General features: G+C 66.5%; 13 protein-coding genes. 5 read left to right on the top strand and 8 right to left on the bottom strand.

The window, feature by feature from the left end:
- Window positions 1-109: 109 nt before the first annotated feature.
- On the bottom strand, window positions 110-667 hold the full coding sequence (locus ACO07J_RS11215; RefSeq protein ID WP_422028898.1) for a YceD family protein: 558 nt from the start codon (window positions 665-667) through the stop codon (window positions 110-112).
- 90 nt (window positions 668-757) lie between these two features.
- On the opposite strand from ACO07J_RS11215, the gene ACO07J_RS11210 reads away from it, so the two are divergent.
- From ACO07J_RS11210 to ACO07J_RS11200, 3 genes are all read left to right on the top strand, one after another.
- Window positions 758-1,213, top strand: a complete 456-nt coding sequence (locus ACO07J_RS11210; RefSeq protein ID WP_422029763.1) for an outer membrane protein assembly factor BamE — start codon at window positions 758-760, stop codon at window positions 1,211-1,213.
- A gap of 79 nt (window positions 1,214-1,292) precedes the next feature.
- Window positions 1,293-2,042: a GNAT family N-acetyltransferase gene (locus ACO07J_RS11205; RefSeq protein WP_422028897.1), complete on the top strand. Its 750-nt coding sequence runs from the start codon at window positions 1,293-1,295 to the stop codon at window positions 2,040-2,042.
- 75 nt (window positions 2,043-2,117) lie between these two features.
- Entirely contained in the window at window positions 2,118-3,941 is a 1,824-nt protein-coding gene (locus ACO07J_RS11200) for an ABC-F family ATP-binding cassette domain-containing protein (protein ID WP_422028896.1), read from the top strand.
- Between the two features lie 3 nt (window positions 3,942-3,944).
- On the opposite strand, the gene ACO07J_RS11195 is transcribed toward ACO07J_RS11200, so the two are convergent.
- The 3 genes from ACO07J_RS11195 to ACO07J_RS11185 all read right to left on the bottom strand — a co-directional run bounded on the left by ACO07J_RS11195 (window position 3,945) and on the right by ACO07J_RS11185 (window position 7,474).
- A complete protein-coding gene (locus ACO07J_RS11195; RefSeq protein ID WP_422028895.1) occupies window positions 3,945-5,822 on the bottom strand; it encodes a polysaccharide biosynthesis protein in 1,878 nt (625 codons plus the stop codon).
- Between the two features lie 186 nt (window positions 5,823-6,008).
- Window positions 6,009-6,629 (bottom strand): sugar transferase, encoded by a 621-nt coding sequence (locus ACO07J_RS11190; RefSeq protein ID WP_422028894.1) that lies wholly within the window; start codon window positions 6,627-6,629, stop codon window positions 6,009-6,011.
- Window positions 6,626-7,474 (bottom strand): NAD-dependent epimerase/dehydratase family protein, encoded by an 849-nt coding sequence (locus ACO07J_RS11185; RefSeq protein WP_422028893.1) that lies wholly within the window; start codon window positions 7,472-7,474, stop codon window positions 6,626-6,628. The genes ACO07J_RS11190 and ACO07J_RS11185 overlap by 4 nt, the downstream gene beginning before the upstream one ends.
- 99 nt (window positions 7,475-7,573) lie before the next feature.
- Between ACO07J_RS11185 and ACO07J_RS11180 the strand changes: the two genes are divergently transcribed.
- Entirely contained in the window at window positions 7,574-8,689 is a 1,116-nt protein-coding gene (locus ACO07J_RS11180; RefSeq protein ID WP_422028892.1) for a polysaccharide biosynthesis/export family protein, read from the top strand.
- Between the two features lie 37 nt (window positions 8,690-8,726).
- Here ACO07J_RS11180 and ACO07J_RS11175 read toward each other — a convergent pair whose 3' ends face one another.
- On the bottom strand, window positions 8,727-9,461 hold the full coding sequence (locus ACO07J_RS11175; protein ID WP_422028891.1) for a hypothetical protein: 735 nt from the start codon (window positions 9,459-9,461) through the stop codon (window positions 8,727-8,729).
- 190 nt (window positions 9,462-9,651) lie between these two features.
- Window positions 9,652-12,360 (bottom strand): DNA gyrase subunit A, encoded by a 2,709-nt coding sequence (gene gyrA / locus ACO07J_RS11170; RefSeq protein ID WP_422028890.1) that lies wholly within the window; start codon window positions 12,358-12,360, stop codon window positions 9,652-9,654.
- Window positions 12,361-12,623: 263 nt separating this feature from the next.
- Here gyrA and ACO07J_RS11165 point away from each other — a divergent pair, with 263 nt between their 5' ends.
- The gene (locus ACO07J_RS11165) at window positions 12,624-12,887 is read left to right on the top strand and encodes an usg protein (RefSeq protein WP_350127030.1); all 264 of its coding nucleotides are present in this window, start codon (window positions 12,624-12,626) and stop codon (window positions 12,885-12,887) included.
- Window positions 12,888-12,962: 75 nt separating this feature from the next.
- On the opposite strand, the gene ACO07J_RS11160 is transcribed toward ACO07J_RS11165, so the two are convergent.
- Together ACO07J_RS11160 and hemB are read right to left on the bottom strand one after the other, a co-directional pair.
- On the bottom strand, window positions 12,963-13,523 hold the full coding sequence (locus tag ACO07J_RS11160) for a YSC84-related protein (RefSeq protein ID WP_422028889.1): 561 nt from the start codon (window positions 13,521-13,523) through the stop codon (window positions 12,963-12,965).
- Between the two features lie 260 nt (window positions 13,524-13,783).
- Window positions 13,784-14,779 carry a porphobilinogen synthase gene (gene hemB / locus ACO07J_RS11155; protein WP_422028888.1) on the bottom strand — a complete coding sequence of 332 codons (996 nt, stop codon included), beginning with the start codon at window positions 14,777-14,779 and terminating at the stop codon, window positions 13,784-13,786.
- Window positions 14,780-14,869: the final 90 nt, after the last annotated feature.

The following is a 14,869-nucleotide window of genomic DNA, read 5'->3' as shown; positions in this document are numbered from 1 at the left end:
CGGGTTGAGGCGGCTCTTAATCTGTCTCGAGCCGCCGGTTCAACCCCAAATTCCGGTGAGACGGCGAAAATACAGGGAATTGTTGCAGGAGCAAGCGGTTTTTTGGCGGTTATTCGCCTTTATCCTCCAGCTTTTTCTTCAGGTCGGCCAGCGCGGCGAAGGGCCTGGTTTCCTCCTCCTCGATCGGGGCGGCGCCGGGGGGAATCGCGCTGTCGGTTTCCAGCTCGGCCTGGTCGGCGCGGGGATAGGCGGGCAGGGCCAGCGCGAGGGCCTCGAGCATCACCGCCCAGAGGTCGATCTGTTCGCCCAAGGGGTCGATGGTCTCGTCCTCGGGCATCTCGACCTCGTCGCCCTTTTCCTCGGGCGGGGGCCAGTTGGCGAGGAAGCGGCGGGCGACATCCTCCTCTATCCTGGTGTTGACCGGCTCGAGCGTGACGACGCAGGCCTGGGTGACGGTGGCGCCCAGATGGCCGTCGAGGCGCCAGTCCTCCTTGCCCTCGGCGGCGAGCGTGCCGGTGAAGCGCAGCTTCTTCAGGCCGAGGAGGCCCAGCTCGTCTGCCACCTGCTGCAGCGCGTCGGGGCCGGGGGCGATCTCGAAGGGCTGCGGCTTGCGCGGGGACAGGCCGCTCACGCGGTAAAGGGCGGATTTCCGGGGATGTTCCGGCATCGGGCCTCTCTCATCATTTCTTGAACATATAGCCTAGCTTGTTGTAAGCGGGTGTGAAAGCAATCGGGGCTGAGTTCAAGAGGACAGATGATGATGGGTATTCGCAACCGGTTGGCCAGCGCGCTGGCCGTGGTCTGTCTGATGGTGGTGGGGGCCTGCCAGTCGCAGTACCAGAACCACGGTTACGTCCCGCCGGCCCGCGACCTCAACAAGCTGAACGTCGGTGTCGATACCCGCGCCACGGTGGACGAGGTGATCGGTGCGCCCTCGGCCTCTGGCCTGCTGAGCGACGGGGATTACTATTACGTCAAGAGCCGGATGCGCAGCTATGGGATGCGCGCCCCCGAGGTGATCGAGCGGCAGGTGGTGGCGATCAGCTTCAACCAGAACGACACGATCCGGAATATCGAGAGCTTCGGGCTGGAGGACGGCAATATCGTTCCGCTGACCCGCCGGGTGACGGATTCGTCGGTGATGGGCAACGGCCTGCTGCGGCAGATCTTCGGCAATTTCGGCAATATCGACCCGAGCCAGCTTTTCAACTGATCGGGGCGGCGCGTCACGGCCCTGTCACATCTTGAGTGTTAAAGCCCCCGCACCTACCTTTGAGAGCAGGTGGTCGGGCATGGGCAGGACGATGTTCCGCAAAGGGCGCTACAGCACGAGGGTGGCCGGGACGGAGGCGGATATCCGCGCCGCCCAGCGGCTGCGCTTCGTGGCCTTCAAGCAGGGCGAGGACGTGCCCGGCATCGACGCCGACGAATTCGACGACATCTGCACGCATATCCTTGTCGAGGAGAACGCGACCGGCAAGCTGGTCTGCTGTTTCCGGATGCTGCCGCTGACCGGCGGGGCGGAGATCGGGCGGAGCTATTCGGCGCAGTTCTACGAGCTGTCGGCGCTGAAGACGTTCGAGGGGCCGATGGTGGAGATGGGGCGGTTCTGCATCCACCCGGAGGCGCGCGACGCCGATATCCTGCGGGTGGCATGGGGGGCGATGACGCGGTTCGTGGACGAGAACGGGGTCGAGATGCTGTTCGGCTGTTCGTCGTTCAAGGGCACCGATGCCGAGCTTTACGCCGATGCCTTCGCCATGCTGAAGGACCGCCACCTTGCGCCCCGCCGCTGGCTGCCTCGGGTGAAGGCGCCGTCGGTCTTTCGCTTCGCCCAGAAGCTGCGGCTGCGCAAGCCGGATGCCAAGCTTGCCATGCTGGGGATGCCGCCGCTGTTGCGGACCTACCTGCTGATGGGGGGCTGGGTGAGCGACCATGCGGTGGTCGATGCCCAGATGAACACGCTGCATGTCTTCACCGGGCTGGAGATTGCCGCCATCCCGCCGACGCGCAAGCGGCTGTTGCGGGCGACCGCGGGGTGAAACGGCGGGCTGAATCAGGGTGCCGCCTGCACGGGCCCGCTTGACCATGACCGGGCGGCGGGATAGCTGCCGCCCATGGCCAAGGCACCGCTTCTCCAACTCTCCGATATCTCGCTGACCTTCGGGGGCGAGCCGTTGTTTCGTGACGTTTCACTGACCGTGCAACAGGGCGACCGCGTGGCGCTGGTGGGGCGCAACGGGTCGGGCAAATCGACGCTGATGAAGGTGATGGCCGGGCTGGTCGAGGCCGATACCGGCACGCGCACCGTGCCGCCGGGGATTTCCGTGGGCTACATGGAGCAGCATCCGGACATCTCGGGCTTTGCCACGCTGGGCGAATTCGCGGCGAGCGAGCTGGATGCGGGCGAGGAATACCGGGTCGAGATGGTGGCGGAGGGGCTGAAATTCGATCCCGGCCTGTCGCCGCAGACCGCCTCGGGCGGGGAGCGGCGGCGCGCGGCGCTGGCCAAGCTTCTGGCCGAGGGGCCGGACCTGATGCTGCTGGACGAGCCGACGAACCACCTCGATATCCAGGCGATCGGCTGGCTGGAACAGCAGTTGAAGGAGACCCGCAAGGCCTTCGTCCTGATCAGCCACGACCGCGCCTTCCTGCGTGAACTGACGCGCGCAACCCTTTGGATCGACCGGGGAATCACCCGCCGGCAGGAGCGCGGTTTCACCGATTTCGAGGCCTGGCGCGACAAGGTCTGGGAAGAGGAGGACGCGAGCCGCCACAAGCTGGACCAGAAGATCAAGGCCGAGGCGCGGTGGGCCGTGGAGGGCATTTCCGCCCGGCGCAAGCGCAACCAGGGCCGGGTGCGCGCGCTGCAGGACATGCGGGCCGAGCGCGCCGCCCAGATCAGGCGGCAGGGCACGGCGGCGATGGCGCTCGATTCGGGGCCGAAATCGGGCCGCAAGGTGATCGAGGCGGTGGGGGTTTCAAAGGCTTACGGCGGAAACGTGATCCTGCACGATTTCAGCCTGAAGGTGCTGCGCAAGGACCGGATCGCCTTTGTCGGGCCGAACGGCGTGGGCAAGACCACGCTGCTCAACATGCTGATGAAGCGGGAAGAGCCCGACAGCGGCACCGTCACCCACGGCACCAGCCTTGTGCCGGCGATCTTCGACCAGTCGCGCGCCGGGCTCGACCCGGACATGAGCCTTTGGGAGAACCTGACCGGCGACCGCGAGATGCGGGTGTCGGGGCAGGCCGACCAGGTGCTGGTGCGGGGGCAGCCGAAGCACGTGGTGGGCTATCTCAAGGAGTTCCTGTTCGACGAGCGGCAGGTGCGGGCGCCGGTGCGGTCGCTGTCGGGGGGCGAGAAGGCGCGGCTTCTGCTGGCCAAGCTGATGGCGCGGGAAAGCAACCTGCTGGTGCTGGACGAGCCGACCAACGATCTGGATATCGAATCGCTCGACCTGTTGCAGGAGCTGCTGGACGATTTCGACGGCACCGTGCTGCTGGTCAGCCATGACCGGGATTTCCTCGACCGGGTGGCGACCACGACCATCGCGATGGAAGGCGACGGGCAGGCCACGGTCTATGCCGGCGGCTGGTCGGATTACCGGGCGCAGCGGGCCGAGGCGGCGCCGGTGGCGGCGGAGCCTGCGAAGCCGAAGGCGAAGCCCGCGCAGCCGGTGGCGGCCAAGCCCGCCGCGCCGAAATCGAAGCCCAAGCTGAGTTTCACCGAGAAGCACCGGCTGGAGGAGCTGCCCGGCCTGATCGAGCGGCTGGAGGGGGAGATTGCCAAGCTGGAAGGGCTGCTTTCGGATGCCGAGCTGTTCACCCGCGAGCCGGAGAAGTTCCGCAAGGCCACCGATGCCCTGAGCAAGCGGCAGGCGGCGCTTTCGGAGGCGGAAGAGGAATGGCTGGAACTGGCGGAGAAGGCCGAGGCGTGAGGGCTACTCGTTGACCGTCTTGACGGTCTTGGCCACGTCCTTTTCGATCCACTTTTCGAGGGTCTGCTTCATCAGGTCGAGCCCGCGGGTTTCGAGCGCCTGGCGCAGCGACTGGATGGCGTTGGCCATCTCGAGCTCGGACAGGCCGGTTTCCTGGGCGCGCAGGATCTTGGGGTGGGGCGTCGTCAGCATGTCGGAGCCGATCAGCAGCTCCTCGTGCAGCTTCTCGCCGGGGCGCAGGCCGGTGATCTTGATCTCGATATCGCCGGTGGGGTTCGCGGTGTCCTTGACCGTGTAGCCCGCGCTTTCGATCATCTTGCGGGCCAGTTGGCGCACCGGCACGGGCTTGCCCATGTCGAGCACGAAGACATCGCCGCCGCGGGCGAAGGAGCCGGCCAGAAGCACCAGGCGTACGGCCTCGGGGATGGTCATGAAGTAGCGGGTGATGTCGGCATGGGTCAGGGTGACCGGGCCGCCGCGCGAGATCTGTTTCTGGAAGATCGGGATGACCGAGCCGGAGGAGCCCAGCACGTTGCCGAAGCGGACCATCGAGAAGCGGGTGGTCTGGCTGCGGGTGGCGAGATCCTGCACCAGCAGCTCGGCGAAACGCTTGGAGGCGCCCATGATGCTGGAGGGGCGCACGGCCTTGTCGGTGGAGACGAGGATGAACCGTTCCACCCCTGCGGCCTTGGCCGCGTCGGCCACGATCTTGGTGCCGAAGACGTTGACGCGGATGCCTTCCAGCCCGTTCGCCTCGACGAGGGGCACGTGCTTGTAGGCGGCGGCGTGCAGGACGATATCGACGTCGTTGTCGGCAATCGCCGCCTCGACCAGCGTCTTGTCGCAGACCGAGCCCAGCACCGGGACGATCTTGACGTCCTTGCAATAGCCGCGGAGTTCGCGGTCGATCTCGAAGAGCGCCAGTTCGCTGTGATCGACGAGGATCAGCGAGGCCGGGCGGCAGGTGATGAGCTGGCGGCAGACCTCGGCCCCGATCGAGCCGCCGGCGCCGGTGACCATGATGTTGCGGCGCAGGTAGGTGTCGCTGACGCCGGGCAGTTCCTCTTCCATCTGGTCGCGGCCGAGCAGTTCGTTGACGTCCACCGGCCGGGTGTCGGAGAGGTTGCGGGCGTTGTTGGCGACGAGGTCGGCAAAGGAGGGCAGGGCGTGCACTTCGCAGCCGGTGCGGGCCAGGCGCCGGGTGATCTCGGCCCGCTTGTTGCGGTTGGCGCTGGGGATGGCCAGCACGATCCGTTTGACGCCGCGGCGCTTGACCACCTTCTTCAGGTCGGTGGCCGGGTAGACCCGCAGGCCGGCGACGGTGAGCCCCTGGAGACGGCGATCGTCGTCGATGAAGGCCACGGGTTCGACCGCGTCGTCGGTGGCCAGCGCCATGGCGAGCTGCTGCCCGGTCTGGCCGGCGCCGAAGATGATCAGCGGTTTGCGCTGGGTGCCGTTGGCGTAGATCCGCAGGAGCACGCGCCGCATCAGCAGGCGGGTGGCGACCGACAGGATCAGGAAGGTCATGCCGACGACGATGAAGAGCTGGGCCGAGCCGCCGCGGACCGCGCCCAGATAGGAGAGCGTCATGCCGGTGCCCATCAGCACCGCGGCGACGATGGCCGATTCCATCACGCCCTGCATCTGGTAGGCGTTGAGCTTGACCTTGTGCAGCCCCTGCCACACCGTCGCGACGGCGCCCGAGCACATCATCGCCAGAACGAACATGGCGGAGCTTACCGGCGTTTCCAGCAGGCTGGTCGGGTGCATGACGATGGATTTGGCCAGCGCGAAGGAAATCGCGATCAGCAGGAGGTCCACCGCCAGGATGATGAAACGCTTCTGCTGTCGGGTCAGAGCAACGACTAGATTGTAGAACATGCCGGAGCATCTCCCGGTGTCATTTCTTCAGACCCCGCCGCGGCTGCAACAGCCGAATGACAAGCGCCGCAATGTGCCCAAGGTGTCCTGAAATCAATGTATTGCAAGTGGCCTGCCTGTCACAAGCCCTATCGCCGGCAGGCGCGGAATTCCGCGCAAGCAAAGGGCTTTTCTGCACCTGCGCCACTATTTTGGGCGGGTGCGGAGGAGAACGCGGCGTACGGTTTCCACGATCAATGCCGCATCGTAGCAAACCGAGCGGTTGTGCGCCCAGATCAGGTCGAGCCGGGCCTTAGCCGGTACGCAGCGGCGAAGGTAGACGCGTTCCGTCTCGGCGGCATCGGCGCAGCGGGCCAGCAGCTTTTCCTCCCGCGCGTGGTAGCGCAGGGTGGCGAGCCCGGTGACGCCCGGCCGGTTGCGCAGTACGCGGGCATAGAGATCGGGGCGCAGCTCGACATAGCGGCGCAGGGGCGGGCGCGGGCCGACGAAGCTCATGTCGCCTCGCAAGATGTTGAAAAGCTGAGGCAATTCGTCAAGGCGCTTGCCGCGCAGGATGCGCCCGGTCCGGGTGATGCGCGCCGTCTTGTACCCGCCCGAGACGCCGGAGTCGTTGCGGTCGGTGCGCATGGTGCGGAACTTCCAAAGGGTGAAGGGGGTGTCGGGGGTCTTCATCCGTTCCGAGGGGTAGAAGACGGGGCGGCCGTCTACGGCCAGCACCCAGAGCGCGACGACCAGGGTGGGCAGGGCCAGAATGACCACGAGTATAAGTGCGAGGCCGATATCCATCAGCCGTTTCGAGGCGGTCATGCCGGCGCCTCCAGCGCGGCCCAGTCGGCCACCATCCCTTCGGCCGTTTCGTGGCGGATCGCGCCCGGCAGGATCTTCGACAGGCGGGCGGTGTCGAGCGAGACCTCGTGCGTGGCCGTGGGCGGGGCCGGGCGCCAGTCGAGGTCGAGCCCCCGGGCGGCGACGAGATCCTCCATCCGAACCGGAGCGGGGGCGGCGACGTTGAGCGTTCCGGGCAAGCGATCGGGGGGCAGATCGGCCAGCCCGAGGAGCACGCGCAGCAGGTCGCCCGGCGCGATGTAGCTGCGGATCGGGCCGCCGCCATCCTTGAACCGGTCCATCGCCACCGGGCCGGCCCCGCGCAGACCGGGGGCGAGGCTGTCGGCGCCCACCACGTTGGCGAGCCTGAGACAGCAATGGGCGATCCGGTCGGTGCGGGGCAGGCCGGCAACCTCGGCCTCCAGCGCCAGCTTGGATCGGCCATATTCCGCCGCAGGCTGCGGTTGCGTCGTCTCGTCCATGCGCCGGCCGGGGCCGTAAACCGCGGCCGAGGACAGGTGGAACAGTCGCCGCGCGCCGCAGGCAAGCGCCACGGCATGGCTGAAGGCGACGAGGGCGCCATTCTCGGCCAGGGCGGCCGCGTCGCCGCCCGTGCGGCCCCAGAGGGCGACCACGGTTTCGCAGCGCGGCAAGGCCGAGAGGGGGTCACCCGGCGCCCAGGTCAGCCCGGTGCCGGGGCGCCGCGACTGGAACGCGAGCCGCAGAGGGCCGGTGCCGTCCCGCGCCACCGCACGGCGCAGCAGCCGGCCCAGCCGCCCGCCCGCGCCGGTCAACAGGATATCGGCTGCTTGCGGGAATTGTGTCACGATTGCGCTCAACTGCCATATGCCGAGAGATTTCCGTTGTCTAACATCCTTTCGATGCGGTAGTGAACTGCCAATACCAACAAGTCGGGGGACGACGGTTTGACGAGATTTTCCAAGACGATCCTGCTGGTTGGCATGGCCCTTACCATCGGTGCCTGCTCTCTTCCGCGGGGGGCGGCCGTGCAAAGGGAAGTGGTCAGCCAGGGCGCGTCGGAAAATCCCACCTTCCAGGTGGTCGAGGTGACCCGTGCGGCGACGCCGATGATCTCGACCTGGCCCTATACCGGCGAGCAGAGTCACTATACGTGGTTCCACGCCAATGCCGGGCCGGATTCCTCGGTCATCCAGACCGGCGACCGGCTTGATGTCGTGGTCTGGGACAACCAGGAAAACTCGCTGATCTCGGACGGCACCAAGCAGACGCCGATTCCGCCGCTGACGGTGTCGTCGTCGGGGTCGGTCTTCCTGCCCTATGTGGGCGACGTGCATGTGCGCGGCCTGTCCGCCGACTCGGCCCGTGACCGGATCCAGCGGAAGATGGAGATGATCGTGCCCGCCGCGCAGGTGCAGGTGCAGGTCACGCCGGGGCGCAACAACTCGGTCGACGTGGCCAGCGGCGTGGGCGCGCCCGGCCGCTACCCGCTGGAGAACCGCAACACGAGGCTGCTGAGCGTGCTGGCCCTGGCCGGCGGGGTGGACACCTCGATGCGCCATCCGCGCGTGCGGCTGCAAAGGGGCGGCCAGATCTACGAGACCCGCGTCGAAAGCGTCCTGGCCCAGCCGTCGATGAACATCACGGTGCATGGCGGTGACCAGATCGCCGTGGTCGAGGATGCCCGGACCTTTACCGTGCTGGGCTCGTCGCGCGACCAGAAGCTGGTCTATTTCGAGAAAGAGCGGATGAACGCGCTCGATGCGCTGTCGGCCTCGGGCGGGCTAAACCCCGGGCGGGCCAATCCGAAGGGCATCCTGATCCTGCGCGAATACCATCCCCGCCACCTGACGCCGGGGCCGCGCGGGCCGGACATGCAGCAGGTGATCTTTTCGGTCGACATGACCACCGCCGACGGCCTGTTCGCCGCGCGCCAGTTCCAGGTCATGCCGAACGATACGGTCATGGCGACGGAATCCCCGGTCACCGCGGTTCAGACCATCATCGGCCTGTTCGGCACGGTGATCGGCGTCAGCTCGTCGGTAAACAACCTGTCCAACTGAGCCGGGCCCGTGGCCCCGGGCCGGGGCGGTTCGGCCCTCAGATATTCGAGAAGATGTTGTCGATCTCGTCCTCGGCCTCGGCCGGGGGCGGGATCAGGCGCAGGCGATTGGTCAGCTTCAGCGGTTGCTGCGGTGCGGTCCGGTCGCTGGCCGGGGTGGACGTGCCGTTGAAGTCGGGCCGCGGGGTGACCGGCGGTTCGGGGCGCTTGATCGGGCCGGTGGGCGCGATCAGGGGGCGCAGCACGCGGTCGTAATCGGGCCCGTCGGGGCCACGGCCGGCGGCCTTGCCGGCGGCGTCGGGCCGGTTGCGGACGGTCACGCGGCGCGGGGTCACGGTGGAGAACTTGCCACGCTTGAGGCGGGCCGCCCGGCGCCGCATGATCAGCGCCGCCTTGCGCAACTCCTGCCGGCGCAGGGTCGAGTAGGACATCAGCACCGCGCAGACCAGCGCGAGGTCGCGCCAGAAGGACGACATCCGCAGCGGCTCGGGGCCGAGGACGTTCTGCGCGAAGCTGGAGCACAGGATGAACAGCGCCAGCGCCAGCGCGGCGATGCGCAGGGCCACGCCCGACATGAACACGACCGACAGGGTGAAGAGCACGCCCATCCCCGCCAGCCGGGCGGTCCGGTCGTCGAGCAGCGGCGCGAACAGGGCCGAGGGATCGAACCCCTCGATCAGGTTGAGCGAGATCGCCATGAAATACGACCCGATCACGATCCGGATCAGGTTGAGACCGGTATGGTCGAGCCAGCGTTCGTTCTTGGTCGGCACCAGGTGTGTCCTCGACGATCCGCGCGGCGGGGCCGCGGGAGAGGGTTGATCGCAAGGCAAATGCGCCCGACGGCGGGGCGCATACGCATTTCGAACCCGGTTTGTGGCCCGAAAATGTGGCAAAACTTGAGCGCAAAGACGGAAAATGCGGGCGGAACCGCTCGTGTTGCAGCGAGTCCGCCCCCGGTTGTCAGGCCTCGGCGTCGGCCTCTTCCTCGGCGCTTTCGGCGATCCAGGCGACGCTGACCACCTTTTCGCCCTTGCCGGTGTTGAACACCTTGACGCCGCCCGCCCCGCGCGAGCGGAAGGAGATCCCCTCGACCGGCACGCGGATCGACTGGCCGCGCGAGGTGGCGAGCATGATCTGGTCTTCCGGCTGGACCGGGAAGGAGGCGACGAGGTCGCCGCCGCGCATGGCCTTGTCCATCGCCCGCACGCCCATGCCGCCACGGCCCCGGACGGGGTAGTCGTGGCTGGAGGACAGCTTGCCCGAACCGCCCTCGGTGATGGTGAGGATCAGGTTCTCGGCCGCGCGCATCTCCTCGAACCGCTCGTCGGAGATGGTGGCGTCGGCATTGCCTTCCTCGTCGGAATTGCCCTCGTCCTCGGCGCCGGCCATCTGGCGGCGCATCTTGAGATAGGCGGCGCGTTCGTCCGGCGTGGCCTCGAAATGGCGGATCACCGACATCGAGACGACCTTGTCGCCGTTCTGCAGGCGGATGCCGCGCACGCCGGTGGAATCGCGGCCCTTGAAGACGCGCACCTCGGTCGTGGGGAAGCGGATGGCGCGGCCCGAGTCGGTGACCAGCATCACGTCGTCCTCTTCCGAGCAGATCCGGGCGTTCACAAGCTGCGTGCCGTCCTCGGGCAGCTTCATCGCGATCTTGCCGTTGGATTTGACATTCGTGAAGTCCGACAAGGCGTTACGGCGCACATCCCCGGCGGAGGTGGCGAAGAAGATCTGCAGGTTGTCCCATTCGTCCTCTGGCACGTCGACCGGCATGATCGCGGCGATCGAGACGCCCTGCGGGATCGGCAGGATGTTGACGATCGCCTTGCCCTTGGACGTGCGCCCGCCCAGTGGCAGGCGCCATGTCTTGAGCTTGTAGGCCATCCCGTCGGTGGTGAAGAACAGGAGCTGCGTATGGGTGTTGGCCACGAAGAGGGTGGTGACCACGTCCTCTTCCTTGGTCTGCATGCCCGACAGGCCCTTGCCGCCGCGCTTTTGCGCGCGGAAGTCGGCCAGCGCGGTGCGCTTGATATAGCCGCCCTGGGTGACCGTGACGACCATGTCCTCGCGCTCGATCAGGTCCTCGTCTTCCATGTCGCCGGACCAGTCGACGATCTCGGTGCGGCGGGGGACGGCGAATTGCTCCTTCACCTCGGTCAGCTCGTCCGAGATGATCTGCATGATCCGCTCTCGGCTGGCGAGAATGGCGAGGTATTCCTTGATCTTGGCGGCCAGTTCCTGAAGCTCGTCGGTGACTTCGCGGACGCCAAGCTGGGTCAGGCGTTGCAGGCGCAGTTCGAGGATGGCGCGGGCCTGTGTTTCCGACAGGTTGTAGGTGCCGTCCTCGTTCGCGGTATGGGTCGGGTCGTCGATCAGCGCGATGTATTCGAGGATGTCCTGCGCCGGCCAGCGGCGGGTCATCAGTTTCTCGCGCGCTTCCGCCGCGTCGGCCGAGGCGCGGATGGTGGCGACCACCTCGTCGACGTTCGAGACGGCGACGGCGAGGCCGCAGAGCACGTGGCTGCGCTCGCGCGCCTTGCGCAGGTCATGGGCGGTGCGGCGTGCGACAACTTCTTCCCGGAAGCTTATGAAAGCGCTGAGGAATCCGTGCAGGGTCAGCTGTTCGGGCTTGCCGCCGTTGAGCGCCAGCATGTTGCAGCCGAAGGAGGTCTGCATCGGCGTGAAGCGGAAGAGCTGGTTCAGCACCACCTCGGGTGTCGCGTCGCGCTTCAATTCGACCACCACGCGCACGCCGGTGCGGTCGCTTTCGTCCTGGACGTGGGCGATGCCCTCGATCCGTTTCTCGCGGGCGGTTTCGGCGATCTTCTCGATCATCGCCGCCTTGTTCACCTGGTAGGGGATTTCGTCGATGACGATGGCGTAGCGGTCTTTCCGCAGTTCCTCGACCCGGGTTTTCGAGCGGATGATGACGCTGCCGCGCCCTTCGAGATAGGCCTTGCGCGCACCGGAGCGGCCGAGCATCAGCCCGCCGGTGGGGAAATCGGGGCCGGGCACGTATTCGTTGAGCTGCGAACTGTCGAGATCGGGGTTCTCGATCAGCGCCAGCGTGGCGTCGATCACCTCGCCCAGGTTGTGCGGCGGGATGTTGGTGGCCATGCCGACGGCGATGCCGCCTGCGCCGTTGACCAGCATGTTGGGGAACCGCGCCGGCAGGACGGAAGGCTCACGGTCCTTGCCGTCGTAATTGTCCTGGAAGTCGACCGTGTCCTTCTCGATATCGGCAAGAAGCGATTGTGCCGGCTTGTCCATGCGCACCTCGGTGTAGCGCATGGCGGCCGGGTTGTCGCCGTCCATCGAGCCGAAATTGCCCTGGCCATCCAGCAGGGGCAGGGACATCGAGAAATCCTGCGCCATCCGCACCAGCGCGTCGTAGATCGCGCTGTCGCCGTGGGGGTGGTATTTACCCATGACGTCGCCCACCGGGCGGGCGGACTTGCGATAGGGCTTGTCGTGGGTGTTTCCGGTTTCGTGCATTGCATAAAGAATGCGCCGGTGCACAGGTTTCAGGCCGTCGCGCAGATCGGGGATCGCGCGGCTGACGATCACGCTCATGGCGTAGTCGAGATAGGAGGTCTTCATCTCCTCGGAGATGGAGATCGTCGGCCCGTCATAGGCCGGACGCTTGGGGCCGGAACCGCCGTTGGGCATTTCGTCTTCGTTTTCAGGTGTTTCCGGCGTATCGTTCACGTTTCTGCCCGCTCTGTCCTGCTGTCTTCTTATGATGTTGACAAGGGTATATCAGAGGGCTTGCAGGGGGTGCAATGCGCAAAGCCCGGCCCGTTTGCGGCGGATTTTGGCAGCCAGGGGCGATGGCTGCTAACATACTGTTTTTGTTGAAAAGTAAAAAAATCGCGGCATCCTTATTGGAACCAAAGGCAAAAAAATCCGAGGTTCCGGCAGGAGGTGTAACGATGACCGAGACGGAGATGATGCTGAAGGGCTATGGCCTGACCACGGCGGAGTTCTTCTATCACATGCCCGACTATGCCCATGTTCTCAACAGTTTCGTCTGGCAGGAGTACGATATCGCGCCCGATCACCCGCGGCTGTTCGAGTTCGTGGAGTTCTGGCAGAAGGAGATCGAGGGGCCGCTGCATTCGGTGCAGTTCACCCATCGAAAGCTGATCTCGCCCGGCGAATGGCGGCAGGTGGTGGGCGAGTTCACCCTTCATTAACCAGGGTTAAGAAAACGTGAAGCCCCGGGCGTTTTCGGCCCGGGGCGCTGTCCAACCGTCCGCGACAGGCGGCGGTCAGGGAATGATGCGGGTGTATTTCATGCCTTCGAGCGAGGCGCCGACCAGCGCCCCCGCCTGGCCGAAGACCACCGCCACCACGGGCGCGGTCGTCGTCACCGTGTCGGCGCGCAGGTTGGCGCCCTGGTCGTTGAAGACATACTCGACGTCCGCCCCCGCGACCCAGCCGGTGCCCCGGCGGAAGCGGCTGAGCGCGTCCTCGGTCATGAAGAACAGCACATGGGCGAATTGCTGGGCGCCGATCTGAAGCCCGACGCTGCCCTTCGTGGCCGAGTAGTAATCGACCGTCACACCGCCCACGCGGAGCGCGCCGCGGCCATAGCCGCCGCCGACGATGAAGCCGCCCTCTGTCACCAGCGGCATGATCAGCACGCCGGTGGACTTGTCGGCGATTTCGCGCGTGGCGGGGTAGGTGGTGTAGAGGTGGTTGATGGTCGCGTCGGCGCGGGCGTCGATTTCCGTGCCCTTGGTGCTGCCGACCCCGTTGCCGCATGCGGCGACGACCGGGGTGGTCGCCAGCATGCCGAGCGTGAAGCTGCGTCTGGAAAGAATGCTCATGTTATTTGCCTGTGACTGCCTGTGTTCCGCGTCGGCATGTACCTGCCGATCTGGGGTCGAGTATAGAGGCGCACCGGCAAAGTGTCACCCGCAAAGCGCCTTTTCGGCGGGATATTGCGACCGGGCGCCCCGGGGCCCGGGCCGAAGCGATTCGCTGGCACTATTCCACAAGGCGATTAAGGCTTTGTCACCCGCCCTTCATCTTTCCCGAAATACTCCCGCCGGAGGCGTCCGGCGGCGCGTCCCGGTGCCGCGGCCGGTTATGCAAGGGCCCGGGCCATGGCCGGGGCAAAATAGGTCAGGATCCCGTCGCATCCCGCGCGCTTGAAGGCCATCAGGCTTTCCGCCATCGCCCGGTCGCCGTCGATCCAGCCGTTCTGGGCGGCGGCCATGATCATCGCGTATTCGCCCGACACCTGGTAGGCGAAGGTGGGCGCGGCGAACTCGTCCTTCACCCGGCGGCAGATGTCGAGATAGGGCATCCCGGGCTTGACCATCACCATGTCGGCCCCCTCGGCGAGGTCGCGGGCGACGCAGCGCAGCGCCTCGTCGGTGTTGGCGGCATCCATCTGGTAGGTCTTCTTGTCGCCCTTGAGCGCGCCGCTGGCGCCGACCGCGTCGCGGAAGGGCCCGTAGAAGGCCGAGGCGTACTTGGCGGCGTAGGAGAGCAGCATGGTGTTGCGATGCCCCGCGCCCTCGAGCGCCGAGCGGATGGCGCCGATGCGGCCATCCATCATGTCCGACGGGCCGATGATGTCGACCCCGGCCTCGGCCTGGGACAACGCCTGTTTGACCAGCGCCTCGACGGTTTCGTCGTTGACGATCTCGCCATTCACCACGAACCCGTCATGGCCGGTATCGGAATAGGGGTCGAGCGCCACGTCGGTCATGATGGCGATCTCGGGCACGGCGGCCTTGATGGCGCGGGTGGCGCGGTTCGAGAGGTTCTCGGGGTTCCACGCCTCGGCACAGTCGGAGGTGCGGTTCTCGGCCGCGGTATAGGGAAAGAGGCAGATGGCGGGAATGCCCAGGTCGGCCGCTTCGCGGGCCGCCTCGACCACGCGGTCGACGCTGCGCCGCACGACGCCGGGCATCGAGGGCACAGGCTCCTCTATCCCGTCGCCGTCGCGCACGAAGACCGGCCAGATCAGGTCGCCCGGGGTCAGCGTGTTCTCGGCCACCAGTGCGCGGATCGCGGGGCTTTGCCGCGTGCGGCGCAGGCGGGTCGCGGGGAAGGGGGCTTGGGTCGGGCGCATGGGTGTCAATCCTTGTTTTCCGTTCCCGTGTCACTGGCATGGAAAATTGGCTATCTCAAGGGTAGGAATTGCCGCGTGGCAGCGCTATGA

Source organism: Roseovarius sp., from assembly GCF_965228755.1.
Taxonomy (GTDB): Bacteria; Pseudomonadota; Alphaproteobacteria; order Rhodobacterales; family Rhodobacteraceae; genus Roseovarius.
Note: the sequence above shows the minus strand (reverse complement) of the source record. Positions and strands in the feature narration are given on the sequence as shown.